29 protein-coding genes and 1 pseudogene are annotated in these 25,539 nt (G+C 63.8%); 17 read left to right on the plus strand and 13 right to left on the minus strand.

Translation table 11 applies throughout. From position 1 onward, the window contains the following. Positions 1-3 precede the first annotated feature (3 nt). The 4 genes from CH251_RS10915 to CH251_RS10930 are packed head-to-tail and all read right to left on the minus strand — an operon-like array spanning position 4 to position 2,766. Positions 4-1,212 carry an NAD(P)/FAD-dependent oxidoreductase gene (locus CH251_RS10915; protein WP_256978965.1) on the minus strand — a complete coding sequence of 403 codons (1,209 nt, stop codon included), beginning with the start codon at positions 1,210-1,212 and terminating at the stop codon, positions 4-6. Next, a complete protein-coding gene (locus CH251_RS10920) occupies positions 1,209-1,382 on the minus strand; it encodes a rubredoxin (protein WP_027495558.1) in 174 nt (57 codons plus the stop codon). Before CH251_RS10920 ends, CH251_RS10915 begins: the two co-directional genes overlap by 4 nt. Further along, on the minus strand, positions 1,379-1,543 hold the full coding sequence (locus CH251_RS10925; RefSeq protein WP_037193905.1) for a rubredoxin: 165 nt from the start codon (positions 1,541-1,543) through the stop codon (positions 1,379-1,381). Before CH251_RS10925 ends, CH251_RS10920 begins: the two co-directional genes overlap by 4 nt. Then, positions 1,543-2,766, minus strand: a complete 1,224-nt coding sequence (locus CH251_RS10930; protein WP_094613226.1) for an alkane 1-monooxygenase — start codon at positions 2,764-2,766, stop codon at positions 1,543-1,545. The genes CH251_RS10925 and CH251_RS10930 overlap by 1 nt, the downstream gene beginning before the upstream one ends. 458 nt (positions 2,767-3,224) lie before the next feature. On the opposite strand from CH251_RS10930, the gene CH251_RS10935 reads away from it, so the two are divergent. The 5 genes from CH251_RS10935 to CH251_RS10955 all read left to right on the plus strand — a co-directional run bounded on the left by CH251_RS10935 (position 3,225) and on the right by CH251_RS10955 (position 8,086). Further along, positions 3,225-5,054, plus strand: a complete 1,830-nt coding sequence (locus CH251_RS10935; protein WP_094613227.1) for a DUF4012 domain-containing protein — start codon at positions 3,225-3,227, stop codon at positions 5,052-5,054. Between the two features lie 34 nt (positions 5,055-5,088). After that, positions 5,089-5,757 carry a GDSL-type esterase/lipase family protein gene (locus CH251_RS10940; protein WP_179273442.1) on the plus strand — a complete coding sequence of 223 codons (669 nt, stop codon included), beginning with the start codon at positions 5,089-5,091 and terminating at the stop codon, positions 5,755-5,757. Positions 5,758-5,855: 98 nt separating this feature from the next. After that, positions 5,856-6,272 (plus strand): hypothetical protein, encoded by a 417-nt coding sequence (locus tag CH251_RS10945; protein ID WP_094613229.1) that lies wholly within the window; start codon positions 5,856-5,858, stop codon positions 6,270-6,272. Between the two features lie 388 nt (positions 6,273-6,660). Further along, positions 6,661-6,879 (plus strand): hypothetical protein, encoded by a 219-nt coding sequence (locus CH251_RS10950; RefSeq protein WP_143537832.1) that lies wholly within the window; start codon positions 6,661-6,663, stop codon positions 6,877-6,879. Between the two features lie 97 nt (positions 6,880-6,976). After that, positions 6,977-8,086, plus strand: coding sequence for a GGDEF domain-containing protein (locus CH251_RS10955; RefSeq protein ID WP_094613231.1), 1,110 nt, complete (start codon positions 6,977-6,979; stop codon positions 8,084-8,086). 64 nt (positions 8,087-8,150) lie between these two features. Here CH251_RS10955 and CH251_RS10960 read toward each other — a convergent pair whose 3' ends face one another. Further along, on the minus strand, positions 8,151-8,867 hold the full coding sequence (locus CH251_RS10960; RefSeq protein ID WP_094613232.1) for a hypothetical protein: 717 nt from the start codon (positions 8,865-8,867) through the stop codon (positions 8,151-8,153). 52 nt (positions 8,868-8,919) lie between these two features. Beyond that, the gene (praA, locus tag CH251_RS10965; protein ID WP_094613233.1) at positions 8,920-9,429 is read right to left on the minus strand and encodes an alkane oxidation protein activator PraA; all 510 of its coding nucleotides are present in this window, start codon (positions 9,427-9,429) and stop codon (positions 8,920-8,922) included. A gap of 444 nt (positions 9,430-9,873) precedes the next feature. Between praA and CH251_RS10970 the strand changes: the two genes are divergently transcribed. Then, positions 9,874-11,088, plus strand: a complete 1,215-nt coding sequence (locus CH251_RS10970) for an EAL domain-containing protein (RefSeq protein WP_094613234.1) — start codon at positions 9,874-9,876, stop codon at positions 11,086-11,088. Between the two features lie 145 nt (positions 11,089-11,233). Here CH251_RS10970 and CH251_RS10975 read toward each other — a convergent pair whose 3' ends face one another. After that, a complete protein-coding gene (locus tag CH251_RS10975) occupies positions 11,234-11,452 on the minus strand; it encodes an ANTAR domain-containing protein (RefSeq protein WP_094613235.1) in 219 nt (72 codons plus the stop codon). A 120-nt stretch (positions 11,453-11,572) separates the two neighbouring features. Further along, positions 11,573-11,881, minus strand: coding sequence for a WhiB family transcriptional regulator (locus CH251_RS10980; protein WP_094613236.1), 309 nt, complete (start codon positions 11,879-11,881; stop codon positions 11,573-11,575). Positions 11,882-12,108: 227 nt separating this feature from the next. On the opposite strand from CH251_RS10980, the gene CH251_RS10985 reads away from it, so the two are divergent. Beyond that, complete coding sequence (locus CH251_RS10985) at positions 12,109-12,510, plus strand: DUF5313 family protein (protein ID WP_094613237.1); 402 nt, start codon at positions 12,109-12,111, stop codon at positions 12,508-12,510. On the opposite strand, the gene CH251_RS10990 is transcribed toward CH251_RS10985, so the two are convergent. Continuing rightward, positions 12,485-13,258, minus strand: coding sequence for a sulfite exporter TauE/SafE family protein (locus tag CH251_RS10990; protein WP_094613348.1), 774 nt, complete (start codon positions 13,256-13,258; stop codon positions 12,485-12,487). The two genes, CH251_RS10985 and CH251_RS10990, sit on opposite strands and share 26 nt — an antisense overlap. Positions 13,259-13,395: 137 nt before the next feature. On the opposite strand from CH251_RS10990, the gene CH251_RS10995 reads away from it, so the two are divergent. The 6 genes from CH251_RS10995 (at position 13,396) to CH251_RS27860 (ending at position 18,809) form a co-directional block, all read left to right on the plus strand. Then, the gene (locus tag CH251_RS10995) at positions 13,396-14,775 is read left to right on the plus strand and encodes a rhodanese-like domain-containing protein (protein WP_094613238.1); all 1,380 of its coding nucleotides are present in this window, start codon (positions 13,396-13,398) and stop codon (positions 14,773-14,775) included. Between the two features lie 282 nt (positions 14,776-15,057). Beyond that, positions 15,058-15,489 (plus strand): hypothetical protein, encoded by a 432-nt coding sequence (locus tag CH251_RS11000; protein ID WP_143537833.1) that lies wholly within the window; start codon positions 15,058-15,060, stop codon positions 15,487-15,489. After that, the gene (locus CH251_RS11005) at positions 15,486-15,986 is read left to right on the plus strand and encodes a flavodoxin domain-containing protein (RefSeq protein WP_179275130.1); all 501 of its coding nucleotides are present in this window, start codon (positions 15,486-15,488) and stop codon (positions 15,984-15,986) included. The genes CH251_RS11000 and CH251_RS11005 overlap by 4 nt, the downstream gene beginning before the upstream one ends. A gap of 203 nt (positions 15,987-16,189) precedes the next feature. Beyond that, positions 16,190-17,200: an alcohol dehydrogenase AdhP gene (gene adhP / locus CH251_RS11010; RefSeq protein WP_094613349.1), complete on the plus strand. Its 1,011-nt coding sequence runs from the start codon at positions 16,190-16,192 to the stop codon at positions 17,198-17,200. 200 nt (positions 17,201-17,400) lie between these two features. Beyond that, entirely contained in the window at positions 17,401-18,069 is a 669-nt protein-coding gene (locus CH251_RS11015) for a GAF and ANTAR domain-containing protein (protein ID WP_256978966.1), read from the plus strand. A gap of 140 nt (positions 18,070-18,209) precedes the next feature. After that, positions 18,210-18,809, plus strand: a complete 600-nt coding sequence (locus CH251_RS27860; RefSeq protein ID WP_256978978.1) for a hypothetical protein — start codon at positions 18,210-18,212, stop codon at positions 18,807-18,809. A gap of 20 nt (positions 18,810-18,829) precedes the next feature. Here the strand turns inward: CH251_RS27860 and CH251_RS27865 are convergent, their stop codons facing one another. From CH251_RS27865 to CH251_RS11035, 4 genes and pseudogenes are all read right to left on the minus strand, one after another. Then, positions 18,830-19,057, minus strand: a complete 228-nt coding sequence (locus tag CH251_RS27865) for a hypothetical protein (RefSeq protein ID WP_256978979.1) — start codon at positions 19,055-19,057, stop codon at positions 18,830-18,832. Between the two features lie 31 nt (positions 19,058-19,088). Then, positions 19,089-19,301 (minus strand): annotated as a pseudogene (locus tag CH251_RS27870) (universal stress protein); the annotation flags it as partial. 29 nt (positions 19,302-19,330) lie between these two features. After that, complete coding sequence (locus CH251_RS11025; protein WP_094613243.1) at positions 19,331-19,861, minus strand: flavodoxin domain-containing protein; 531 nt, start codon at positions 19,859-19,861, stop codon at positions 19,331-19,333. Positions 19,862-20,231: 370 nt separating this feature from the next. After that, the gene (locus CH251_RS11035; protein WP_094613245.1) at positions 20,232-21,143 is read right to left on the minus strand and encodes a universal stress protein; all 912 of its coding nucleotides are present in this window, start codon (positions 21,141-21,143) and stop codon (positions 20,232-20,234) included. A gap of 193 nt (positions 21,144-21,336) precedes the next feature. On the opposite strand from CH251_RS11035, the gene CH251_RS11040 reads away from it, so the two are divergent. The 4 genes from CH251_RS11040 (at position 21,337) to CH251_RS11055 (ending at position 25,529) form a co-directional block, all read left to right on the plus strand. Then, positions 21,337-22,002: a response regulator transcription factor gene (locus tag CH251_RS11040; RefSeq protein ID WP_094613350.1), complete on the plus strand. Its 666-nt coding sequence runs from the start codon at positions 21,337-21,339 to the stop codon at positions 22,000-22,002. Beyond that, on the plus strand, positions 21,995-23,698 hold the full coding sequence (locus CH251_RS11045; protein ID WP_094613246.1) for a GAF domain-containing protein: 1,704 nt from the start codon (positions 21,995-21,997) through the stop codon (positions 23,696-23,698). The genes CH251_RS11040 and CH251_RS11045 overlap by 8 nt, the downstream gene beginning before the upstream one ends. A 107-nt stretch (positions 23,699-23,805) precedes the next feature. After that, positions 23,806-24,648 carry a universal stress protein gene (locus CH251_RS11050; RefSeq protein ID WP_094613247.1) on the plus strand — a complete coding sequence of 281 codons (843 nt, stop codon included), beginning with the start codon at positions 23,806-23,808 and terminating at the stop codon, positions 24,646-24,648. Then, positions 24,645-25,529, plus strand: coding sequence for a universal stress protein (locus tag CH251_RS11055; protein ID WP_094613248.1), 885 nt, complete (start codon positions 24,645-24,647; stop codon positions 25,527-25,529). The genes CH251_RS11050 and CH251_RS11055 overlap by 4 nt, the downstream gene beginning before the upstream one ends. The last annotated feature ends 10 nt before the right edge of the window (positions 25,530-25,539 follow it).

Genomic DNA, 25,539 nt, shown 5'->3' on the forward strand with positions numbered 1-25,539 from the left:
ACTCTATCGAACGACCGCATGGGGCTCGTCCAGCCAATCTTCTCCGAGGAGATCCCGATCGATGGGATCTCCGCTGGCGATGAAGGATCTGATCTGCCTGATGTCCTTCGGGAACCCGACGCCGATGGCCCCGACGAGGCGGCCGTCACGCAGCGCACATGCGGTGAAGTGGCGGTCGGCGATGCTGCCACGGGCAACGACGTACTCGTCCTGTGCGTCGGTCCAACCCGTGAACTGAAGGTTGACGCCGTGTTGGGTGGACCAGCCCCACGGGACATCGAGATCGCCGGGTTCCACACCCATCATCGAGCGGGCAGCCCGGGCGGCCTGATCCAGTGCGCCGTTCCAGTGTTCGCTGCGATACGTGCCGCCGAGGAGTCGATTGGGTACCTCTGCCACGTCGCCCGCCGCGTAGACGTTCGGTGTCGAGGTACGCATCCCCGCGTCGACCAGAATCCCAGATCCGATCTCGAGGCCCATGCCTGCGCCGAGTTCGACGTTGGGCACCGAGCCGACGGAGACCAGCACCGTGCCGGCGGACCACGAACGACCGTCCGCGGCGGTCACGAGAGATGTTCCGTCGCCTTGCTCGGTGAGGTCGGTGATGGCGACGTCGGTGTGGAACGCGATCCCGTTGTCTGCGTGCAGGTCGACGTACATCTGCGAGACCGCGGCCGGAGCGATCCGGTTGAGAGGTGCCGCTGCTGCCTCGAGGACGGTGACCTCGGCTCCGAGGGACCGCGCAGCCGCGGCGGCCTCGCATCCGATCAGGCCGCCGCCGATCACCAGGAGTGATCGGGTTCGCATAATGTCGGCGTGCAACGGCTCGACATCGGCGGCACCGCGGAGGGTGAACACGTGGCCCGGGAGATCGAGTTGCCGTGCCCGAGAGCCGGTTGCCAAAAGCAGCGCGTCGTACGGAACCGGGTCGCCGTCGTCGAGCAGCACAGTCGAATCGGCGACGTCGACAGCCGTGACACCCGAGCGTACGTCGACGCCGTCGATGGCCGAGCCGAGCTGCACTTGCTCGATCGACTTGGTTCCGGTCAGCAACTCCTTGGACACCGTCGGGCGGCGGTACGGCGCAGCGTGTTCACTGCCGATCATCGTGATGGACCCGGTGAAACCCTCGGCGCGTAGAACTTTGGCCGCGGTGTACCCGGTTGCACCCGAACCGATGATCGCGATCGCGTGCGGAGCGGACGTACTCACCCGCGCTCGACCTCGACCATCTCGAAATCCGCCTTGGCAGCGCCACAATCGGGGCACGACCAGTCGTCGGGGATGTCGTCCCAGCGCGTGCCGGGCTCGATCCCGTCTTCGGGCCAGCCCAGTTCCTCGTCGTATTCGAATCCACACTGAACGCAGCGGTAGAGCTTCATGCCTTACTCCTGAAGTCGATTTTTTCGCGGACACCGCAATCGGGGCACGGCCAGTCGTCGGGTACCTCGGACCACGCTGTGCCGGCCGGAAAGCCCTCGCGCGGAGCGCCGTTGGTCTCGTCGTAGACGAACTCGCACACCGGGCACTCGAAGGCGGCCATCACTTGGCTCCGTGCTGGGTGAGGATCTTCTCCCGCTTGGACGGCTGAATGTTGACCTTCGTGATGTCGCCGTCGTAGTGGTCGAGAACGCGGTGGTCCATCACCTTGCGCCACACGGGCGGGAAGTACGCCAGCGAGATCATGCTCGCGTATCCGCTCGGCAGGTTCGGTGCCCCGTCCATGCTGCGCAGAGTCTGGTAGCGGCGAGTGGGGTTGGCATGGTGATCACTGTGTCGCTGAAGGTGATACAGGAAGATGTTGGTCACGATGTGATCGGAGTTCCAGCTGTGCTCGGGGGTGCACCGCTCGTAGCGGCCGTTCTCCTTCTTCTGACGCTGCAGGCCGTAATGCTCGAGGTAGTTGACCGTCTCGAGCAGCGAGAAGCCGTAGATGGCCTGAATCACCAGGAACGGCAGCACGATCGGACCGAACACCGCGACGAGCACCGCGTAGAGAACGACGGACATCAGCCACGCGTTGAGTACGTCGTTCTGAATGCTCCACGTGCTCTTGCCCAATCGCTCCATGCGAGTCTTCTCGAGCTCCCACGACGACTTCAGGCTGCCCCAGACACTGCGAGGGAGAAAGGCCCAGAAGCTCTCGCCGAACTTCGAGCTCGCCGGATCCTCGGGTGTGGCGACGCGAACATGGTGGCCGCGATTGTGCTCGATGTAGAAGTGGCCGTAGAACGTCTGTGCCAGTGTGATTTTCGACAGCCAGCGCTCGAGGCTGTCCTTCTTGTGACCGAGCTCGTGCGCGGTGTTGATGCCGACGCCGCCCATCACGCCGATGCTGATGGCCAGACCGATCTTCGAGATCAGCCCCAGCCCTCCGTCGATCCCGAGCCACGACAGGTTGTCGGCCGACCAGAGGTAGCAGGCGAACACCAAGCTCGCGAGCTGGAACGGAATGTACGCGTACGTGCAGTAGCGGTAGTACTTGTCTTCCTCGAGCGCCTTCATCACCTCGTCGGGTGGGTTGTCGCCGTCCGGGCCGAAGAACCGGTCCAGGATCGGGAGCAGTCCGTAGACGAGCAGCGCGCCGATCCACCACCAGACCGGAGCCACTGCGTTCCAGCCGAGCTGATTGAAAGCCCAGACCAGGCCGGTGGCCAGGAACACCGCCGTGGGCGGAATCAACCCCATCAGCCAGAGGTAGCGCTTTCGGTCGTGCCATTCGGCAACCGGTGCCTGCGCATGGTTGTCGACATTCGATGCGGTCATCGTCACTCCTTGTGTAAGGCCGATCACTATGGATTGGACAATACACCGGATTTGTCACCTCGGTGGACAAATTTGCAAATTTGTACAAACGAGCACGGGAATGTGGCTGCGCCCACAGCGCCACCGTTTGGACAGATCCAGCTGCTACCTTCCGACTCGCTGTGGCCGGTCACAAACGGCTGCAGCGCACGTAGGTCCGTCTGTATCCCGTCGGGGGTACTTCACAACAGGAGTAGCTATGGACGTATTCATCGCCAAGATCATCGCCGAGGTCATCATTCAGCTGGTCAGCAGCGGAAGCGCCGAGAGCGGCGCCACCGCGGTGAGCGCAATCCTCGGGTCCTGAGTTCGACGGCTGCGCCGGTACGAGACCGGCGCAGCCCGCCCGAAAGTCGTGTCGCGGTGAGGGGACGTCGTTTGTAGTCTCAGCCGGAAGCGAAAGGGGCGCGCACTCAGCCATGAGCTACGACAACGACTACTCACACGGTGAACGCCGCAGCTCTCGCCGTTCGACCAGGCATCGACGAGCCGAGAAGAAGAACGGTGGACGCATACTGCTGGGCTTCGGTCTGCTGGTTGGCGTTGCACTGGGCCTCGGCGCGTGGCTCGCGTACACCGCCGATGCCGCGTACACCTACCTCGGTCAGGCTCGCGACCACGCCCAGGCAGCGAAAACTGCACTGCTGGAGGGGGATGCGCAGCAGGCCGAGACTTCTGTGGACGACGCGGTGCGTACGTCGACCCAGGCAAAGGACGCTACCGATTCGCTGATCTGGAAGGCTGCCGCGGCGATTCCGTACGTGGGCCAACCGCTGGACGTCGTCTCGCAGATTGCCGATGTCGTCAACGGACTGAGCGCGGACGTGCTGACGCCGTCGGTCGAGGTGGGGGCCACACTCGATCCGAGTCGGCTGCGCGGGCCCGACGGTGCCATCGACATCGTCGCCCTGCGCACCGCCTCGCCCGCGCTGTCACAGGCCGCCGCCGCAGCGAACGTACTCGACGCACAATCCCAGGCGATCGAAGAACCGACCTTCCTCGCTCGGGTCGGCGACGCTCGAACTCAGCTGCAGGATCAGACGCACGAGCTCACGACCCTGTTGACCAACACCGACATCGCCGCCGAGGTGCTCCCCGCGATGCTCGGTGCCGACGGCCCACGCAATTACTTCATGGCCTTCCAGACTCTCTCGGAATCTCGCGGAACAGGTGGATTGACAGGCGGATTCGGCATCGTGCGTGCCGTCGACGGCAAGGTAGCGGTCGACTCGCTGGCCAGCAACGCCGAGCTCCGAATTCCGTACGACCCCATCGATCTCGGTCCGGACTTCTTCGACACCTACGAGGGTCGTTTCCAGCCCACTCGGAATTGGCAGAACAGCAACGTCAGCCCGCACTTCCCGTACGCCGGACGGATCTGGCAGTCGATGTGGGAGCAGGAAACCGGTGAACGTGTCGACGGCGCTCTGGCCACCGATCCCGTTGCCCTCGGCTACATCCTCGATGTCGTCGGCCCCATCACGATGGCTGACGGTGAGGTGATCGACGGATCGAACGTCGTCCGGATCACCCAGTCCGACGCGTACTTCCGTTTCGAGGACGACAACACCGCGCGCAAGGCCTACCTCCAGGACATCGCCGCCCGGGTGGTCGCGAAGATGCAGGGCAACATCGGATCTCCCAGTGCGCTGCTCGAAGCACTCGGCAAGGCCGCCAGTGAAGGCCACATCTCCGTATGGAGTGCGGACCCGGCGCTGCAAGCGATCCTGGGTCCGACCAAGATCGGCCACGAAGTGCCCGACAGCCCAGAACCGTACGCCGCGGTGGTGGTGAACAACGGTGCAGGAGGCAAGCTCGACTACTACCTGCAGCGCAAGGTCACCTACTCCGCACAGTCCTGCGACGGCCCGACGCGAACCACCCGCGTCGTCGCCGAGATCACCAACAATGCTCCGCTGCAGGACTACACCACCTACATCGCCGGCAGGCAGAACGACTCCACCCGATACGACGGACCCCCGGGAACCAACCGATCGGTGGTGGCGCTGTACGCAACTCAGGGCGCGACCTTGACGAACGCCACCATCGACGGAACTCCCCTGTTTCTGCTGACTGCTGCCGAGCGGGGCCATCCGGTGTTCTACGTGCCCGTCGTCATCGAGCCGGGACAGACCACGACCATCGAGTACAACCTCGTCGAACCGACCGTCGCCGGAGAGGCGCAAGCACCGGTTCAGCCGCAATCGGCCCCGGCACCGACCGAAGTGGACTTCCCCGACTGCAACTGATTCCCCGTGTCACCCGTAGGGCAGAATCCCCGGCGTGCGAAGAACTCGACTGTGGATCGCCGGGGCACTCGGGTTGGCGCTCGCCGCCGCACTGGTGGCAGGACCACTGAAGAAGCCGGCGCTGACGATCCATAACGCGCACTGCTTCGGGTGGAGCGTCAACGACACCGGTCCCCGGTTGGTGACGCTGGGAGACTCGATGGCGCAAGGCAATTCACGCGTCGACTGGGGAATTCACGGCAACACGTCGTGGTACTCGTACCTCGTGTGCGGAGACGATGCTTCTGCGGCCGACGGTGCCAACTTGGGAATCAACGGCGCAACGACGACGCAGATCCTCGCCCGAACCGACGAAGCACTGGCAGCGAACCCCGACATCCTCGTCGTCAACGGCGGCACCAACGACCTCGCCCGATCGGTACCGCTGCCCCGGATCATCGAGAACCTACGCACGATCCTGGACCGGGCACGCGACGTCGACACGGTGGTGATCGCCACGGTTCCGTCGTCGCGGAAGGTCAGCGCCGACGACCTCAACGACGAAATTCGAGCACTGGCCGCCGAGCGCGGCATACCCGTCGCAGAATTCGCGCCACTGCTCGATCGACCCGGAGCCACCTTCGACGGCGTGCACCCCACCGCGAGAACGGCTGCCGAGATGGCAGCCGAGGTTGCCGCAGCGGTTGGAGTTCGGAAGACGTGACAGTCGTCGTGCCGGATGTGGGATGAGCTGCTAGATTCGCCCGATATGCACCGAATGTCGGGGAGGTATTCGGTGGAACTGTAGAAAGCTGGCAGGGGATGACCACACGTCGTCAAGACGCGTGCATCGAAATCTCGTCGACGATGGCCGTTCAGCATCTCGCCCGAACGGTCGTCGACACCGCCGAACGTAGTTTCGGTCGATGGGGCATCGAGTATCTGGGACCGGACGGCACCCGCCTCTGGTTCGGAGTGCACCGTCTCGGATTGGGGAGAAAACGCGACACGGTGATGCGGTTCATCGTCACCGTCGACGCCGATTTCGATGGCGCACAAGCGCGGTCGCAGATCGAGCAGTTCGTTCGCAACCCGGCATCGGGTACGTTCGTGCCCATCGGCCCGCGACAACTGCGGGGGCACCCGACCTATGTCGCGTATCTGCGCGCGATTCGGGCCGCGGTACTCGCTGCGGATCCGGGTGCGCACGTGACGATGGTGCCCGAAGTGCGGACCTGAGCGTTCGCAAAGCGTGCGCCCAACGCGGAATGCCGTTTCGTGGAGTCGATGCTGAGCGCTGAGGCGCGTGATCAGAGGCGGCCCTGTTGGATCGCGACAACGGCGAGAGCGATCACGGCAATCGTGAGGATTGCTAAGAGCGCCAACTGAATTGGATCGGTCGAACCCGGCGGTCGAACCCCGTTCGAACCCCTTTTCTGGAGCATGTCACAGACTGTAGGTCACATTCTTGGATTGTGCACAGGATGAGTGGTACAAACCACGGGCCCATCCGCAATAGTTCGCACATGTGTTCGATTAAGAGTAGAGTCGGGCTCGGCGGAGTTGGGAGGGAAGCCCGGCTCCGCCGCCCACATTTGGAAGGCCCAGTGAAGTGGACGGTGATCCGATGGACGACGTGCTGCGCAAGGTCGAGGAACTGAAGGCATTGGTCGTCGAGCTCGAGGCCCTGGATCGACAACGCGTCGGTATGGGGGATCGACTGGTGGATCTGGAGCACTTCTTCCGCAGAGCCGGATGCCCCGAACTGTCGCAACAGGCCCTCGATGCATTCGTGGTGAGCTACGCGGGCCGAGTCTTCGAGTTGGCCGACGGTATGCGCGGCTGAGGTGGGGTGAGCAAGTTCTCGACTTCTCGGACCAGGCGGTTTCGTCTGTGGTTGACTTGTCCATCCGAGTCGGGACACTAGGAAAGCTGCTCGATCTGTGAACAGTCTTCGCCAATGGTGGTCGCTTCCAGTCGACTACGGGTGGAACGTTGCGTACGCACGGTCCCAACAAGCGCTGCACGTCACCAGGATTCTCATCGGGATCTACTGCTGGTTCTACGCGGCCGCCGCGGCGATCGCCCTGACCATCCCGGCTCTCGGAGACAGCGGCCCAGGGCGATTGGCGCTGTGGTTCACCATCGTGACGACGCTGCCACTGGGGTTGGCCTGGCTGATCGGCGGCTGGCCGTCCTGGCCGATGTCCGTCGCCTTCGTGCTGTACGCCGACATCGTGCTCGCCGCAGTTCTCCTGACCGTCGACGGGCCGTCCGAGATGTTGCCGATGGCGGCACTGTTCACCGTGATGGGCAGCTACGTCGTGGGTTTCCACGGCCCCAAGCTGTTCACTGCCCACCACCTCTTCGCGTTCGTCACCGTCGCCGCGCTCTACACCTCGGCCATGGTGAACGACCCCGAACGGCGCCTGCAGACCAATCTCTATCTCGTGATGCTGATCCTGGTGATGTTCTCGGCACCGCTGATCTGCCATTCCTTCCTGATGCTGCTGCGCCGCGACGCCACCGGCGCGTTCTACGACCCGCTCACCGGAATGCAGAACCGACGGGGCTTCGACGCGGCGATCGGCAACCTCGACCTTCGTGCCGTTGCGGATGCGGAACTGGCCGCCGTGGTCATCGACATCGACAACTTCAAGGCCGTGAACGATCGATTCGGTCACGAGCACGGAGATACCGTCATTCGCCTGACCGCGAGCCGAATTCTCGATGTCTTCCCGACACCGGCAGTGACCGTGCGACTCGGCGGCGAAGAATTCGCGATCGTGTGCCTTGCCGGAGTCCACTCGGTGATCGACAGATCAGAGGAATTGCGAAGCCGCCTGAGCGACGCGACCGACCGGTCCCCGCTGACAGCGTCGATAGGCGTCGCCCATGCGGTTGTCGACCCGCGGGGCGTCGTAGAGGGTGTCGATGTGCTGCTCGGCCGAGCCGATCGAGCCATGTACCGGGCCAAGCGGATCGGCGGCAACCGCGTCACGGTGTACGAAGACGGGGAGCCGTCGTTCCATCCGGTCGACGAACGGCAGTGAACGACGGCGTCGACCGAGTTCCGCGATGGAACCGGTCGACGCCGCCGATCGAGGTGCGAAAAGGCTAGGCCACCTCTGCCGCGATCGCGGACCGGGTGCCGACGTCGAAGACCGGATCGGTCAGGTGCACGTCGAGAGTGTTCCCCGGACCGGCGATGATCGCGTTCAGCACCGAGGTGAACGCGCCACAGTTCTGGAACTGCGGAATCGTGTACGTCCCCTTCACGTGGGCATCGGCCTGGTTGTTCTGAATCAGGTCGATCGCATCGAGCGAACCGGACAGGTTGGCGGTGGTTTCGGCGGTGACGCAATTGCTACCCGCCGGGATCAGGTCGACTGCGGCCGATCCGGCCGAACCGGTGTCGATGCCCAACGGCTTGACCGAATCGATGCGAATCTTGAAGCTCTGCGCGACGTCGAGATCCAACGTCGGTGCCTCGTCCGGTCCGCCGCGGACGATGGTGCCGGACACCGGCGTCGCGTCGACGATCGAGATCGTGAAGTTCGCCAGCGTCGCGGGTCCGAGTTTCAGGTCGGCCGATGCCTGCGGGAGCGCGAGTGTTCCGGTCACCGTGCCACCGACCAGATCGACGTCCGTGGCGAGATCGGTGGTGGGAAACACCACCGGCTGACCGGTCTTGGCGATGATCGTCGTGGTGTCGGCCTGAAACGTGATGGGAAGCGTGTCGGCAGCGTTGGCCGGGGCGGCGACGAGCGTGCCCAGGGCGATGCTCGACGCCAATGCCGTCATCGTGACGACAGTCTTGTTGCGGATCTTCACGTGTTCTCCTTCTCGGAATGGTTGCTACGGAACGAGGTGGGACGGGGAGGAGTCAGGACAGGGTGAAGGCCGGGTTGGGCTGGACCGACAGGCTGTTGACGGTGCAGTTGCCGGACATCGGCTGGTTCGTCGCGGTAAGTGTGTTGGTCATGTTGTCGAAGGATCCGGCCAGCGTGGCGGGCCCGCAGTTGTAGCCGACCAACGAGAAGCCCACGTTGGACACCTCCCCGGTGGTGGCGCTGGTGGGGGTGAGAGTCCAGGGCAGGTTCTTCAGCTGGGGCAGACCGCACAGACGGTTGGAACCGCTGATCTGGGCGTCGGTGATCGTTGCCGAGGAGCCGTCGGCACTGGTGGTGCCGGACAGTGAGATGGAACAACTCACGGGCACTCCGAACGAAGCGGGTGTGCTCACGACGATCGTGCCGGGTGCCGTGAAAGCGGTGCCGGCGGGGGAGATTGTGGCGGCACCGGCGCTGGCGGCACCGAGTGTCGCTCCGGTGATGGCAAGAGCGGCTATTGCGGCGGAGAGTGTGCGAGAGCGGGTCGGCGGGTTGAGCGTCATCGATCGATCCTCCAAGTCCAGAACGGCTCCGGACCCCCGCGAGGGTCCGACGGTGCCGGCGTTCCGGCAACCGGGAGGGACGTTAGGTCGGCGAAACTTCTGCAGAAATTGCTTTTCAGCAAGTCTGTGAGAAGTCACAATCCGGTCGGTATGTTTGTTGTATGCAGTGGTAACGGAGATCGGAAGTGTTCCGGAATGTGCAGCGCACCACGAGCTTTCGGACCGCTTTCGCGAACGCGGTGGACCTTCGGTCCGGAGGCTGTGTACGCGGGTGCGTCGTTACCATTACGTTATATAAAGTTACCGAAACGAGATAGTTGCGACTGCGTCGATGACACCTCCGACGCTCACCATGGAGCACGCGAAACCAAAGCACGCCTGACAGGTTTGAAAATCGATGTGCCCCCGCGTGACGGGGGTCGTTTTTTCGTGTCAAACTGTGGTGTGACGTTCGCGCTGGCCGAAGCAGGATCTGCAGTCGACACGGACACGGGAGAGCTGACGGTGCATCCGTATTTCGCCCCGGTCTGTCGACTGGACAACGGCGCGCTCGCAGCGATCGAAGTGCAACTGCGGGGCCCCGAGAACGGTCCGCTCGCCTCGGCCGACGCGCTCAAGCGCGCAGCCAGAGCAATGGACGCCAAGCGTGAACTCGACGCTCTCGCGTGGGGAGTGGCCCGAATCAACGAGTCGGTGCGGTTGCCGATGCTCGTGTCCATGGACGTCGACTCCCTCGCCGCACTCGACTCGGCCACCGAAGAACAACTGCGCCGCGACATCGTGGTCGTCACCGAAGCGGCACTCGTCGACAGTCCGGCCCGCACCCTCGCAGCGATCGACAAGGCCAGGCGCGACGGCAAAGTGGTGGCCGTCGACGATGTGGGTCGTCGGCCGCAGTCGATGACTCTGCTGCCACTCATCGAACCCGACGTGATCATCCTCGCCGGATCGATGGTTTCCCGCCGACCCGATCTGGCCACTGCGCGTACCGCCCATGCCGTTTCGGCTCAGGTGGAACGAACCGGAGCGGTGGTGGTGGCCAGCGGAGTCGACACCGTGCTGCATCGCACCCGCGCACTCGGACTCGGAGCGACCTACGGAGTGGGCGAACTGTATCCGGCGGCGGAAACGACCGAGGAGCTTCCTGCCGACGCTGCCGAGGTGATGCCCCCGTTCCCGACCTGGAGCACACCTGCTGTCGCCGCCGAGTCGCCGTACGCCATCGCGTCCGAGGGCAAGACGGCCACTCGCAGCACCAAGCGTCTGCTGGTGGCGATGAGTACGTCGCTCGAGATGCAGGCCGCGGCAGCGGGACCGGAAACGTTGGTGCTTGGCACTTTTCAGCGGGCGGAGCACTTCACCGAGACCACCCGCGGGCGGTGGGTCTCGATGGCCGAGCAAATCTCGTACGCAGGCGTCTACGGCGTGGGCATGGGATACGTGCAGGAGGGCGGCGTGATGCACGCGCCCCTCGATCCGACGGATCCGCTCGTGGAGGAGTGGAACGTGGTGGTGCTCGGACCGCATTTCTGTGGAGTGCTCGCAGCGATCGATCTGCACCGCGGCGAAGTCGACGCCGACCGCGAGTTCGATTACGTGATGTCCTACGATCGCGCGACCGTAGTTCGTTGTGCCCGAGCAATTCTGGCGCGCTTCTGAGACCTTCGCGGAGGGCGAAGGAAGGTGATGTTTCGGGTGGCCGCGTCAGGGCATACGGCACTCAAGCGATCGTGTAGTCCGGACTGCTCCATCGCCTAGGCCCCGCACGTTGAAAAAACAGCGTGTGGGGCCAAACTTCGTTCGGCTACCCGGCCGATGCCCAACGAACGTGGTCGAGTGCTATCTCGCGAAGCTTGCGGTTGGTGCGTTGCGACTGCTCGGCGAGCATGTCGAAGGCCGCCTGCGGCCCGATGCGATGCACGGCCATCAAGATCCCTTTGGCCTGTTCGATGGGTGCCCGGTTGTCGAGAGCCTTCTGCACATCGTTCGGCTCACTAATGCGAAGAGCCTGACCTGCATCCATGCGCACTATTGTCACCCGAGGTGGAACGCCGCAGGTCAGACACTCACAGACGCGCCGAAAACGCGTCGAACAGAGCTGTTGGCGTGACCTGATTCGTAGCGTTCCGTTACTGTTCCGTGATCAGGCGGCCGGGTTGGCCAACGGACGCCCGATGAGAAACTCGAGTGTGCGGTACGCGTCCGTGCGACGGCCGTTGCTCGCGTTGTCGTGATACGCAGCACCGGCGACCACCACTCCCACCGGAATGCGACCCGACTCGATATCGCGAGCCGTCTGCTCGGCGCAGTCCCGCAGCACCGGGCAGTCGGCGCACAAGCGCCACGCCCGCTCTGCTCGCTTGCGTCCGTGGCGGGGAAGTTGCTGCGAGTCGTAGGCATCCATATCGTCGATGCACGCACCCTTGAGGCGCCAGACCTGGTCATCCGTCATCGTCGTGATCCGTTTCGCGTCGTGCCGATCGTTCCACGACCTCTGTTCCCCGTCACGGGGTACTCGAAACACAAGTCCGAGTGAAAAATTCACCCGACAGAGCGATGATGGGCGTGCGGCGGTTGCGGTGAGCGGAACTTCGGCTCGGACAAGTAGGGACCTTCGGCGGCATGCAGGCTACCGATGGCACCTGCGGGCGACGACCGTCACGCCATAGCGTCGTTCTCATGCTCGAGCCGACTGCACGACAATGGATCTCCTACAACCTGGGTGGAACGCTGCCCGCGGACTTGAATCCGTGGGTGCACCAAGATCTCTTGGGGCGGGGATCTGCTGTTCGGCACGTCCTGCGATTCACGATCCCGCTCGTTCCCCTTCTTCTGATGTTCCTTCTCTTTCCCGGACCGGTGTGGTTGCCGCTGCTGATGATGTCGCTGATTCTGCTTCCGGTGCTCTACTTCGCACTGGGTCTGATGAATGTGTACCGAGGATTTCGCCTACGGCAACACGGCATGGCGGACGACCCCGCCGAACGGAAACGCGAAGGCACCGAGGAAAAGCGCCGCGAGTACGAGGCACGATTCGGGCGCGACCAGAGCGCAATCAGCGAAGGACCAGCACGTCGATGACGACGTAGCCGGCGACCACGAACACCAGGTAAGCGAAGAGTCGCTGGAGGCGGGCGGTATCGACGCGAGTGCCGAAGTGTCCGGCCAGTAGCGATCCGGCGATCGCCGTGCCCGCGAATGCGGCGGTGACGGCCCAGTCGATGCTCGTTCCGCTCAGGTGCGAGAAGAGGCCTGCAGCGGAATTGGCGACGATGATGACCAACGAGGTGCCGACCGCGACCGACATCTCGATACCCAGCATCAGCACCAGAACCGGAATGATGAGGAAGCCTCCTCCCACGCCGAACAGTCCGGTCACGAAGCCGACGGCCAGCCCTGCCGGGATCGATCGCGGGGCGCATCGTCTCCAGTTGATCCCCGATCCCGATGTCTTACAGGCTGTTCCGGTGTCACTCCGTTCGGCGAGCATACGTGCACCGGCGGCCACCATCACCGCTGCGAATCCGAGCAGCAGCGCTGTGTCCGGAAGCAGGCGACCCACGGCGCTCCCGGCGAAGGTGGCGGGAATCCCGGTCGCCGCGAACACGGCGGCCAGACGCCATTCGACTTTCCGTGCCCGCAGCTTCGGTAGCACCCCGACGGCCGAGGCAGCGCCGACGACGATCAGCGAGACCGCGACCGCCTCGGTGGGCGGCATTCCCAGCGCGAACACCAACACCGGAACGGCCAGGATCGAGCCGCCGCCACCGAGAAGGCCGAGCAGGATGCCGATCACCACGCCGAATCCCAGTGCCAGTGCCAGTGTCAACGTCATCGTGGGTCCATCCCGATCGGCAGTTCCTCTTTGGATACCCCCTAGGGTACTTGACATACCCTAGGGGGTATTGCACAGTGTGTCTATCACCCCGCGAATGTCGCCCGGAGACTTCTCAGACGGAGAAACCCATGATCCTCGAGCAGTACTACCTCGAATGTCTTTCCCACGGTTCGTATCTGATCGGAGATCAGAGCACGGGGCGCGCGATCGTCGTCGATCCGCGTCGCGACATCGCCGAGTATCTCGACGACGCCGCGAAGTACGGACTCACCATCGAAGGGGTCGTCAACACGCACTTCCATGCCGATTTCGTCTCGGGCCACCTCGAACTGGTCGACGCGACCGATGCCTGGATCGGCTTCGGCGAGGCCGCCGAGACCGACTATCCGATCCGGCGACTGCACGACGGGGAGCGGTTGTCCCTCGGCGACGTCGAACTCGAAATCCTCTCGACGCCAGGTCACACCTGGGAGTCGATCTCGGTGCTGGTTCGGGAGCGCCCCGGTGCCACACCCACTGCGGTCCTGACCGGTGATTCTCTCTTCATCGGGGATGTCGGACGTCCTGACCTGGTCAATCTCGGGGACGGGTCCACCGCCGACCTCGCCCGTGCAATGTATTCGACGATCCACGGGAAGCTGTTGACGCTGCCCGACGAGGTCACCGTCATGCCCGCTCACGGCGCTGGCTCGTCCTGTGGAAAGAACCTGTCCTCCGAGCTCACCTCCACCATCGGTGAGCAGCGCGCGAGCAACCCGTCGGTGCAGCCGATGAGTGAGGACGCCTTCGTGGCTCTCGTCACCGACGGTCAGCCGGCAGCGCCGTCGTACTTCTCCGCCGATGCCGCCATGAACAAGCGGATCCACCCACTCCTTCCGCAGGGTCGGATCGTTCCTGAGCTGACACCCGAAGCGGTGAAGGCCGAACTCGCCGCCGGTACGAGGGTGCTCGACGCGCGAAGCGTGGACGATTTCGCGGCCGGCCATCTGCGCGGATCGGTCAACGTGGGGTTCGACGGTCGCTTCGCCGAGACCGGCGGCATGGTCGCGGAGGTCGGCGGTCGCATCGTGCTCATCGCTTATCCGGGCGAAGAGCAGGAGGCAGCACTGCGGTTGGCCCGAATCGGATCCGACAACGTGACCGGATACCTCGGAATCGGCAGTGACGGTGTGTTTCCAGCCGAGCTGGAGACATTGGTCGAGACGGCACCGCGCACCACGGTCGAGCAGCTCGACGTGATGCTCGCCGCGGACGAGGTGACACTCGTCGACATTCGCAATCCGGGCGAGCGCGACTTCGGTACGATACCGGGAGCGATCCCGATCCCGCTGGCGCAGTTGCGAACTCGCCTCGATCAGGTTCCGACCGGCAAACCGATCGTGATGCACTGCGCCGGAGGATGGCGCTCGAGCGTGGCTGCATCGCTGCTGCGTGCTGAGGGATTCGACGACGTCTCGGACCTGCTGGGCGGCTACGACGCCTGGGCCGACGCTCACGTCCCGGCCTGATTTTCGACCGACTCGTACCAGGAGGATTCTCATGTGTTACCCCGTCACCTGCAAGAAATGCCACAAAACCGGCTGGGGCGGCTGCGGCAAACATGTCGACTCCGTCATGCGGACGGTTGCGGCATCGGATCGCTGCACCTGCAGTGAGGATTCGACGCCGCCCGTGAAGGAGCGTCGAAGCATGCGGTCGTTTTTCGTTCGCTGAGAACCGATTTCAGGTAGTGGAGCAGCAAGTACTTTGTGCTCTGGTGTGATCGACCTCGTACCACGCACACTGGATCGATGATATCGACAACGCCGATGGCCACCGACCACAACCGACGATGGCCGTGGCTCGGCGCAGTCTGCGGAGGTGTTTCGATCAACGCCTTCGGCGGAGCGATCGGATTGTTCTCGGGTGCAATCGATCCGGATCCGAATGTGCAGGCGAATTGGTCTGTGACACTCACAGCTCTCTCGCTTGTGCTGGTGGTCGGTATCCCGATGGGACTTGCTGCGGTGTCCGCGTTCGCGGGCGGCGGAAGATCGGGGCCGATGGCTCACATCGCCGGTGTGCTGTTGGTTGCCTGGATCATCGTGCAACCGGCGGTGACCGGTGAGACGAGTTGGCTGCAGGGATCGTTCGGGGTACTGGGATTCGTCATTGCGGTCCGCGGATGGCGGATGACGGTGGCTGCGGGCAAGTCCGCGTATCTCGTGTCGGAGGAGCAATGAGAATACTCGTCTCCACCTCCGGTCGCCACGGAGCGACGGACACGCTGGGGCGGGAATTGGCACGTGTCTTCGAGCACGGCGGCGTCGATGTCGACGTACGTGCACCGGAATCCGTCGACTGCGTCGACGGCTACGACGCTCTGGTGATCGGGAGCGCTGTCTATTCGAACCGGTGGATTCCGATGGTCAACGACCTGGTCGCACGGTTGGCGGACAAGCCGCATCCGCCCGTATGGCTGTTCTCGTGCGGGCCCCTGCATTCAGCGGACAGGCCCGTCAACGACACGGCCGATGCGGCGCGGGCAGTTGCAGTGTTGAATGCGCAGTCACACTGCACATTTCCCGGCAAGCTCGATGTGGCAGAGCTGTCGCACGGTGAGCGACTGGTGTTCGCCTCGTCCGGTGCCGCCGAAGGAGACTTCCGCGACTGGATCCGAGTATGCAACTGGGCACGAGACATACTGGCACGCCTCGCCTCCATTCCGTTTCCGAGATAGTCCGCAGCTCGTTCAGCGGTGTTCAGCGTGAACGGTGCTGCACACCAAGGCGCTTCGCCCGCCAACGGACAAACCGGGATCTGTCCTCGCTCGTCGGTGACTTCCGGCCCTACATCCGGGTAGGCAGCAGTCGTCATGATCGATATCAGTGCATCGCTCGAGCGTCGAGAACGGCACGGTTTGCACAGTTGGAGGAACTCACCATGAAAGCTGCAGTCGTCACCGAGTTCGGCGGGCCTCTGGTCGTCAAGGACATCCCGATCCCGACACCCGCACCCGAGCAGGTGCTCGTGAAGATGGAGACGTGCGGCGTCTGCCACACGGATATCCATGCAGCGCAGGGTGATTGGCCTGCAAAGCCGACGCTGCCGTTCGTTCCGGGACACGAGGGCATCGGCGTGATCGAGGCAGTGGGATCGCAGGTCGACGAGAGTCGAATCGGCGAACGCGTTGCGATCGCGTGGCTCGGGTCTGCGTGCGGGGAATGCGATCACTGCGTCTCCGGATGGGAGACGCTGTGCGAGAAGCAGCAGAACAGCGGCTACTCCATCGATGGCGCATACGCGGAATACGCTGTGGCACATGCGCGATACGTCGTCCGCGTTCCCGACAGCATCTCCTCGTTCGACGCAGCTCCGTTGACGTGTGCCGGCGTCACCACCTACAAGGCCGTGAAGGTCGGCGGGGTGGCACCGGCTCAACGCGTTGCGATATTCGGTGTCGGTGGACTGGGGCACATGGCCGTGCAGTACGCCAAGATCGCCGGCGGATTCGTCACTGCAGTGGACATCGAGGACGACAAGCTCGAACTCGCTCGTGAACTCGGTGCCGATCACACCGTCAACTCGTCGAAGGTCGATCCCGTCGAGGAGATCAAGGCACTCGGTGGGGCCGATGTGGCCATCGTGTTGGCCGTCATCCCGAGCGTGTTCGATCAGGCCTTCCGTTCGCTTCGCCGCGGCGGCCGACTGGTGTGCGTCTCGATGCCCGCTCACGGTGTGTTCCCGGTCCCGATCTTCGAGACGGTCGTCGGCGGAATCTCCGTCCTCGGTTCGATCGTCGGCACCCGAAAGGACCTCCGTGAAGTGTTCGCACTGCACGAGGCCGGGCGGACCACGGTTTCTGCCGTCTCGCGAAAGTTGGACGAAGTGAACGAGTGCTTCGACGACCTCATGGGTGGTCGCGTCACCGCTCGCCAGGTCTTCGAGTTCTGATGTCGACATCGTCGATCACTGTCGGCTGATCGCGATGCTCCTTCGGCCGAACGTCCGGCCGTTGGGGGAGGCCGTAAGGTCGGGGTGGGCAGGCGCGTACCCGAAAGGTATGTGTGCCCACAACGGAGTGAGCAGTGATGAACGCAGAGGAACACGAAGACGATCTCAGGTCGAGCCTGGCCGACTTGAGCAGATTGTCGATGACGAATCTGTCTCTGTCCGACACCCTCTCTCACGTGGCGGAATTCGCTGTACGGGCCATTCCCGGTGCCGACGGTGCCGGATTGACGCTCTTACATCCTGACCGCCCCGACACGATCGTTGCCAGTGCAGATTTCGTTCGCGTAGTCGACGACATTCAGTACGGTCTCGGACAAGGCCCCTGCATCACGGCGGCCGCAGAGGGCATCACCGTTCGATCGGGTTCACTCGGAACTGATTCGCAGTGGCCGGAATTCGGTCCGAAAGTCGGTCGGTTGGGAGTGCACAGCGTGTTGTCTCTGCCGCTGATCACCGCGGGCGGTGTGCTCGGCGCGATGAATGTCTACGCGCACCGACCCGACGCGTTCGATGCTCGCGCTGCCGAGTTGGGCGAACTGTTCGCGGTGCCGGCTGCGATCTCGGTACAGAACGCGCGCGCACTGGCCAGTGCTGCCCGGCTCACCGAGCAGCTGGAGAGGGCGCTGAACAGCCGGGCGGTGATAGACCAGGCGATCGGAGTGCTGATCAGCCGAAGCGGATGCACCGGAGCCGAAGGATACGACAAGCTCCGATCACTGAGCCAGAGCGAACACAAAAAGGTCGCAGTGATCGCAGAGGCCATGGTGGGCGAGGCGATGAAGACGGCCCGCTCCCGTTCGCGCAGATAAGGGCGTACCGTTCGAGTCGCACGCGCATTTCGAGGTATCGAGTCCGACTTTCCCTCGCGCTGGCTTATCCGCCCGGGCACGACGCTGCGGGTGTGTATCGGAAGAATCGAATAGGCGATCGGGCCGCACCTGGATTCTCGATGAAACTTCGGCCTCGATTGCTGGACGATCTTGCGACACTGACCGAATCACTGGACAACTCGACCGTCGATCTCGCGCACTTGGCCAGGCAGTTGGCAACCGACATCGATGCGGCCGTCTCGGCCGTGGTCTCGATCACCCTGACGGTGACAGTCGCCGGAGAACGGTTCGAGGTCTCGATAGCGACCAGCCGCCCGCATCAGGGAGTCGTTGCGTCGTCGCTCGAATTCACCCTCGCCGGTCTTCCTGATTCCCCCTCGGCCAGGCAACTGCTGATCCTCTCCGGTACAGCCGGAGCACTCGTCGACTTCGCAGCGGATGTGGGCTTCGCACTCGGGCTCTCGCAAGGTTCGGCTGTGCTGGACCGACATTTGGTCCGTAGCGGCGGAACCGATTTCGGTCCCGCCGACCCGCGTTCGCTCGCCGACGTGAGCGAGGTGAACCAAGCGATCGGTGTTCTCGTTGCAAGTGGCCGCACGGTTGCCGAAGCACGTGCAGAATTGCGCAGACTCGCCGAGCGCTGGAACCGATCGACAGTCGAAGAGGCCGGCCGCACCCTGCGCGACGCCCGTGGCTGGTTTCCGCCCGTTCGACCGTAGGGCCTGCGTCTGCCGAACGCTCAGCGAAAGCGATGGGCAATGACGCTGCGCGGCAACTGCAACGGGCTGGGATACGAGACGGTGAACTCGAACACCGAACGGTAGAAGTCGATCGATCGCGACAGTTCTCGTACCCGTATCGAGGCGGATGCGACTGCCACCGTGGCGATGTGCGACGGGATCGCCCCGGTGGTGCCCGGGCTGGAGATGATCCCTCGAATGAACCACGAGCACCGGGCAGTGGGCATGTTCGGCACATTGCGAGCTGACAGAACCCAGGAGCAGTCCGACGAACCCGCCGTGACCGCGGCTTCCGACAACGAGAATCTCGGCGTCATGACTGGCTTCGAGTAGAGCCTTCGCCGCAGAACCCTGCCTCGCAACCTGTTTCAGACCTGCGGGGAGATCGGTGCCGAATGCCGCAGCTGTGGCCTCGGCGAGCGCGCGTTGCAGGGCAATGATCGACGAGGACGATCCATCGACCCCCACCACGATGGGGCGGCCGGTCGGTCAGGTAGCGCTCATGAAGATCGGCCTTTCTCGGGTGAGGACACCAGTCGTTCGGTGAGGATGCCGCTGATGTTGTCGGCCCATCGGGCAATATCTGCGGGTGATCTGCTGTCGCCGTCCGCAGCCTTGATCAGCCGAACGATCGCACGTTCGAAAAGTGACAACCGCGAATTGATCAACTTGCCACCGAACACACGATGCTCGATCGCCCAGTCGGCCTTCGACTCTTTCGGCTGAGTCTTCGTAGGTGTACTGCCGTCCACCGGGCCACTCGAGAAGAGCCACACAGGAATTGCTTCCAGTTCGGCCTGCTCCCTGGCGATCAGCGAACGTGCGTCTCGGAGCCATCGGCCCATGTAGACGCCGCTGCCGATGATCGCGGCGTCGTACTCGGCAATGCTGTCGACATCGACGGTGTCACGAACGTCGACTGTCGTCGTGCTGTCGACGTTCGACATTTCCCGCAGAATGGATGCGCCCAGCCACTGTCCGATTTCTCGGGTGGCACCGTGGCGGCTTGCTGTTGCGATCAGGATTCGCATGTGGACGTCCTGTCAATGTTGGTTCGGGTTCGGTTGAATCGCAGTGCAAGGCCATCCATCTGTGTCAGGTACTGCTCTCGATCCACGTCACCGCGCGCATATCGCGCCGCGAACAGTTCTTCCAACGTGTTGGGTCCGGCACTGTCGAGTGAAGGAACGAGAATCATGCCGGGTGGTCCTTGTCGTGGAGGGAGACTGCTCGATGATCACTCTGCGCTGCGGGACCGTCGCCGAGTAGGGACTTACGACCCACAGGCACGGCCGAAGGTGATGGACTTGCTCGTTGTGCGCCAGGCGGAGTGCCATTCACCGATCCGATACGGGTCGGCTGCGTCGAATCGCCCGCCGGTGGCTCTCACCGGGATCGTCGTCACGGATGTTTCTTCGTAGGGGTCGTTCTGTTGCGGGCAGCACTGGGCACGACGGTGACCGGGCACGATGCGCGTGCCATCACCGAGCGGCTGGTCGAGCCCAGCATCATCCCGGCGAATCCACCGCGACCGTGACTGCCCAGCACCAGTAGTTGGGCATTCTGCGCGTGGTCCAGCAGTGCGTGGACCGGACGGTCTCTGACCGCCACATGGCGCAGCGCCACCGTCGGATGTCGACGGACGCAATCGTCGACGGCCCTTGCCAATACGTCGTCGGCCTCGGGTCGATGGACCGCCCATTCGAGGCCGGGAACCGACATCCCTATCGACAGATCGGAATCGGCCCATGCGTGCACTGCGGTGACCGGAGCGCTGCGCACTTCGGCCTCCTCGAACGCCCACTCCACTGCGGCCATGGCGGCCGAGGTTCCATCGACGCCGACCACGACCGCTTCGGACTGTGTGTAGCCACCCGTCGGCCACGCATGTACGACCGTGACCGGGCAGTGCGAATGCGTGCTCAGGGCAACGCTGACCGAACCCAACGACATACGTTGTGCTGCACCGAGTCCGCGCGTCCCTATCACGATCATCCGAGACGTCTCCGACATCTCGAGCAAGGTGGCAGCGGCGGGGCGGTCCGACAGAACTACGTCGACGGCGATGGTGGACACGGCCGAACCCCTCGGCTGGGCTATCGACATCGCCTCGTCCAGAATGCGATTCGTCTCGAACCTCAAATGCGCGGATGTCCGTTCGGGTAGGGCATCGAGACCCGTGAGAACCGTCGGGACGGCCGAGACGATCGTCAGGTCGGAGCCGTGCAGTTCGGCATCGAGCACGGCCCACCGGACAGCGTCCAGAGACGCAGCGGAACCGTCGACTCCGACGACGGTGTGGGAAATGCCCATCGGATGTGTCCCTTCATGGCGGTGTCAGAGCTCCATCAGACGCTTCGGCTCGGCATTCGCGCACCAGGACAACTACACCGACGGCAGGGACTTTCGACTCCACTTTCGATGACAAAAGGTGAAGCTGCCTCGCCTGCGGGTCCGTAGTGTTGAGGGAGATGCGCCCACCGAGGACGCGGGTGAGGGGTTGGACGTGGTCACAGTGTTTCTGGTCGACGATCACGAGATCGTGCGTCGAGGTCTGATCGATCTCATCGACTCCGATCCCGATCTTTCCGTGATCGGTGAGGCCGGAAGTTGCGCACAGGCACTCGCTCGAATTCCCGCGTTGCGGCCGGATGTCGCCGTTCTCGATGTTCGACTGCCCGACGGCAACGGCATCGAACTCTGTCGCGAATTGCTCGACCGACTCCCCGATCTCAAATGCATGATGCTGACCTCGTTCACCGAGGATCAAGCCATGCTCGACGCGATCCTCGCCGGCGCGAGCGGATACGTCGTCAAGGACATCACCGGAATGGAGCTGACCCGCGCGATCAAGGATGTCGGCTCGGGCCGGTCACTGCTGGACAATCGCGCTGCGGCAGCGTTGATGGACAAGCTGCGGGCGGGCACGGCCGCTCCCGGACCGATCGATCACCTCACCGGGCAGGAACGGACACTGCTCGACCTCCTGGGGGAGGGGCTGACGAATCGACAGATCGCCGCTCGAATGTTCCTGGCGGAGAAGACAGTGAAGAACTACGTGTCCCGGCTGCTCGCCAAGCTCGGGATGGAGCGCCGCACCCAGGCAGCGGTGTATGCGTCGAGGCTGGCCGAAACGCATCCGCGAACGCAATCCGGGCCGTCGGATGGATGATCACCGCGGATCGGGTCTCCCGCAGCTCCGACTCGGCGAACTGCTGGCCGAGGTACAGGACCGAATCGGGCGCATCGCGGATGCGCGCGTGCAGGCGGACGGTCTGCTCGACGCAATGTTCGTCATCACCTCCGGCCTCGACCTGGAGGTGACGTTGCGGTCGATCGTGGAGTCGGCAGTAAACCTCGTCGGTGCCCGGTACGGTGCACTCGGCGTCCGAGGCGACGGTCACGAGCTGAAGGCGTTCATCCATCACGGCATGGACGAGCAGGTGCGCGAGGCAATCGGCCCACTTCCCACCGGACGAGGTGTGTTGGGTCTGCTGATCGACCAGCCCCATGCGCTGAGACTCGACGACCTGTCGGCACATCCTGAGGCAGTGGGTTTCCCACCCAACCATCCGCCGATGAAATCCTTTCTCGGCGTGCCCATTCGGGTGCGTGACGAGGTGTTCGGAAACCTGTACCTCACCGAGAAGAAGGACGGAGCCCAGTTCACCGAGGACGACGAGGTGGTGACGCGGGCTCTCGCGTCGGCGGCTGGAATCGCGATCGAGAACGCACACCTGTACGAGGAATCGCGGATCCGTCAATCGTGGATGGAAGCGATGCGGGACATCGGTACCGAACTGTTGGCCGGGAGCGACATCGACGAAGTCCTGCACATGGTATCGAGACGAGCCTTGCATCTGACCGCGGCCGACAGTGCGTTCATCGCTGTTCCCGAGGAGGTGGGTCCGAACTCGGACGCGGTCTCCCGGTTGGTCATCTCGGTCGCCGAAGGGCACGACGCAGATGCCCTGGTGGGTTCGCTCATCCCGATCGAGGGATCGAGTTCCGGTGCGGCATATCGTCTTCGGACGTCCACCCGCAAGGAAAGCTTGGACTACCGGCCCAACGAGCACGTGGCGAATACGTTCGGCCCGGCGCTGATCTCGCCGCTACGGGTAGCGGACGGCGTGCGAGGAGTCCTGGTGACGCTGCGCCGAAAGGGCGGGCCGGTCTTCAACGACACTCAACTCGATCTCATTTCCAGCTTCGCCGACCAGGCCGCGCTCGTCATGCAGATGGCCGACACCACCCGACGAATGCACGAGCTGGACGTCCTCGCGGACCGCGATCGGATCGCTCGGGACCTACACGATCACGTGATCCAGCGGATCTTCGCAGCCGGATTGTCGCTGCAGAGTACGTTGCAGAAGACCGAGCTCGACGATATTCGTCAGCGTCTGGCTCGCACCATCGACGACCTGCAGGACACCGTCCAGGACATCCGCACGACGATCTTCGACCTGCAGAGCGCGACGCACTCGACCACTCGCCTTCGGCAGCGCGTCAACGGAGCCGTCCTCGAACTCACCGAGAGCGTTCCCATTCGCGCCGTGGTTCGCATGTTCGGGCCCCTGTCGGTCATCGACAGTTACCTCGCCGACCACGCCGTCGCCGTCATTCGTGAAGCGGTGAGCAACGTTGTCCATCACGCCCGCGCCGAGACCGTCAATGTGACGCTGGCTGTCGGGGACGATCTCCGCATCGAGGTTTCCGACGACGGAACAGGGTTGGACGAGAACATCACTCGTAGTGGACTGGCGAACCTCGAAGCGCGTGCTGTCGATTGCGGCGGCACGCTGATCCTCGGGCCGTCCGCAGCCGACGCAGGGGGCACCGAGTTGATCTGGTCCGTACCGCTGCCCTGACGACGGACGACCTTGGTCACCTGTTCCGATGACCTCGGACTGCTGTGACCGGTGTGCTTGCGCTCGTACCGTTCTCGTTGTAGACGCGCACCATCGAGAGGTATCTGATGAACAGTTCACATTCCACCGGACCTGTCACGGTCGGTATCGACGGATCGGAGACCGCACTCGATGCGGTCCGGTTCGCCGTGCAGGAGGCACGCGGACGGGGCGCGTCGCTTCGGTTGATCCACGTCATCGACAGACACGCAATGGCCGAAACCGTATACGGCGCTCCGGATGTCGACGGCGACTACGCCCGCACGGCATTGAGCCGCGCAGCGGACGTGGCCGCAGCGATCGATCCGTCGGTTGCTGTGGAGTCGGTCGTTCTGCACGGTCGGCCCGAATCGGTGATGTCGACCGAAGCCGGATCTGCGTCTCTGTTGATACTGGGGACCACCACCGGCAGTGCGGTGGCCGCCTGGGTACTCGGATCGATGGTCGGTGCCGTGGTCGAAGCATCGCCCAATCCCGTGGCCATCGTCCGGCACTTCGATGCCGAACGCGGCGGCCCGGTCGTCGCGGCCCTGGGTGACGCCGACGTTTCGCGAGCCGATTCAGTTGTGGCTCAGGCATTTCACGAGGCGTCGATCAGGGCGGCCAGCGTTCTGGCCGTGCATACCCAGGCTGTCTCCTCCGTTCTCACGTCCGCCCTCAGCGGTCCAGCCGACGGGCTCCATCCCGAATCGGCAATGGATGTTCGACTCGAACCCTTCGGCGCGGACTACCCGGACATTCGGGTGGCATCGGTATACGCCGAGGCCGACTCGGGATCGGAGTTGGTCGCCATCTCCGAGACAGCCCAGCTGATGGTGGTCGGTCACGAACGAGACCGAGTGCCGGGACGAACGCTGACCGCCGTACTGCGGCATGCCCATTGCCCCGTCCTCGTCGTCCCGCACGCATGAGTACCTCGAGGCAGTCTCCGATCGTCGTCGGTGTCGACGGCTCCGGATCCTCGCTCGACGCAGTCGGTTGGGCCGCGCGTGCGGCCGAGTTGCGTGGACTACCGGTGAAGCTGGTGTCCGCTTACCAAGTCAAGGCCCTGTACACGAGTTTCGTCGCGCTGCCGTCTCACATCGGCTCCGAGGAGCACACAGCCGCAGAGTCGACCCTGGCCTGGGCGTCGCTGGTTGCTCGACGTTCGGTGAGGAACCCGGACGCGCTCACCATCATGAGCGAATCGATTGTGGGACCGACGATTCAGGCCATGCTCGATCAGAGCTCGAGTGCGTCGATGATGGTGGTCGGCTCGCGCGGCAACGGCGAATATTTCGCCGAACTGCTCGGCTCGGTGAGCACCGCGGTGGCGGTTCGAGCGCACTGCCCAGTGGTCATCGTGCCGGGAAGCGTCGAGGTGGATTCGTCACGAGGCCCTGTTGTCCTCGGAGTCGACGGGTCGCCGCACAACCAGAAGGCTGTTCGGTTGGCATTCGACGAAGCCTCGCTCCGAGGAACAGAATTGGTTGCAGTCCACGTGTCGACGGACGAACCGATCTCGTCGCCCGACGCGTCCGAGTCCGACAGATCCGACGCGATCGTGTCGAACGGTCGAACCGTGTTGGCCGAGAGCCTGTCCGGTTGGAGCGAACAGTACCCGGACGTAGTGGTTCAGCAAAAAGTGTTGCGCGGCAACGTGGTCGAGAAGATCCTCGAGGTATCACCCCGTGCGCAGGCCGTCGTCGTCGGTTCGACCGGCCGCAACGGTTTCAGCGACCGACTTCTCGGATCCACCGTCCGTTCGCTGGCCCACCGGGTCGACTGTCCGTTGATCATCGCCCGCGGGTAGCTCTCCAGAG

The organism is Rhodococcus sp. 06-462-5 (assembly GCF_002258315.1).
Classification (GTDB): Bacteria; Actinomycetota; Actinomycetes; order Mycobacteriales; family Mycobacteriaceae; genus Rhodococcoides.

Coding starts and splice junctions, on each gene's coding strand:
- CH251_RS27860 (WP_256978978.1), top strand. CDS start 18,210: ATGAAACTTCGGCCTCGATTGCTGGACGATCTTGCGACACTGACCGAA.
- CH251_RS11045 (WP_094613246.1), top strand. CDS start 21,995: ATGGATGATCACCGCGGATCGGGTCTCCCGCAGCTCCGACTCGGCGAA.
- CH251_RS27865 (WP_256978979.1), bottom strand. CDS start 19,057: ATGCCCACTGCCCGGTGCTCGTGGTTCATTCGAGGGATCATCTCCAGC.
- CH251_RS11015 (WP_256978966.1), top strand. CDS start 17,401: ATGACGAATCTGTCTCTGTCCGACACCCTCTCTCACGTGGCGGAATTC.
- CH251_RS10980 (WP_094613236.1), bottom strand. CDS start 11,881: ATGACGGATGACCAGGTCTGGCGCCTCAAGGGTGCGTGCATCGACGAT.
- CH251_RS10925 (WP_037193905.1), bottom strand. CDS start 1,543: ATGGCCGCCTTCGAGTGCCCGGTGTGCGAGTTCGTCTACGACGAGACC.
- CH251_RS11035 (WP_094613245.1), bottom strand. CDS start 21,143: ATGGGCATTTCCCACACCGTCGTCGGAGTCGACGGTTCCGCTGCGTCT.
- CH251_RS11000 (WP_143537833.1), top strand. CDS start 15,058: ATGATATCGACAACGCCGATGGCCACCGACCACAACCGACGATGGCCG.
- CH251_RS11050 (WP_094613247.1), top strand. CDS start 23,806: ATGAACAGTTCACATTCCACCGGACCTGTCACGGTCGGTATCGACGGA.
- CH251_RS10995 (WP_094613238.1), top strand. CDS start 13,396: ATGATCCTCGAGCAGTACTACCTCGAATGTCTTTCCCACGGTTCGTAT.
- praA (WP_094613233.1), bottom strand. CDS start 9,429: ATGACGCTCAACCCGCCGACCCGCTCTCGCACACTCTCCGCCGCAATA.
- CH251_RS10975 (WP_094613235.1), bottom strand. CDS start 11,452: ATGGATGCAGGTCAGGCTCTTCGCATTAGTGAGCCGAACGATGTGCAG.
- CH251_RS11055 (WP_094613248.1), top strand. CDS start 24,645: ATGAGTACCTCGAGGCAGTCTCCGATCGTCGTCGGTGTCGACGGCTCC.
- CH251_RS10985 (WP_094613237.1), top strand. CDS start 12,109: ATGCTCGAGCCGACTGCACGACAATGGATCTCCTACAACCTGGGTGGA.
- CH251_RS11005 (WP_179275130.1), top strand. CDS start 15,486: ATGAGAATACTCGTCTCCACCTCCGGTCGCCACGGAGCGACGGACACG.
- CH251_RS10945 (WP_094613229.1), top strand. CDS start 5,856: ATGACCACACGTCGTCAAGACGCGTGCATCGAAATCTCGTCGACGATG.
- adhP (WP_094613349.1), top strand. CDS start 16,190: ATGAAAGCTGCAGTCGTCACCGAGTTCGGCGGGCCTCTGGTCGTCAAG.
- CH251_RS11025 (WP_094613243.1), bottom strand. CDS start 19,861: ATGCGAATCCTGATCGCAACAGCAAGCCGCCACGGTGCCACCCGAGAA.
- CH251_RS10935 (WP_094613227.1), top strand. CDS start 3,225: ATGAGCTACGACAACGACTACTCACACGGTGAACGCCGCAGCTCTCGC.
- CH251_RS10920 (WP_027495558.1), bottom strand. CDS start 1,382: ATGAAGCTCTACCGCTGCGTTCAGTGTGGATTCGAATACGACGAGGAA.
- CH251_RS10950 (WP_143537832.1), top strand. CDS start 6,661: ATGGACGACGTGCTGCGCAAGGTCGAGGAACTGAAGGCATTGGTCGTC.
- CH251_RS10930 (WP_094613226.1), bottom strand. CDS start 2,766: ATGACCGCATCGAATGTCGACAACCATGCGCAGGCACCGGTTGCCGAA.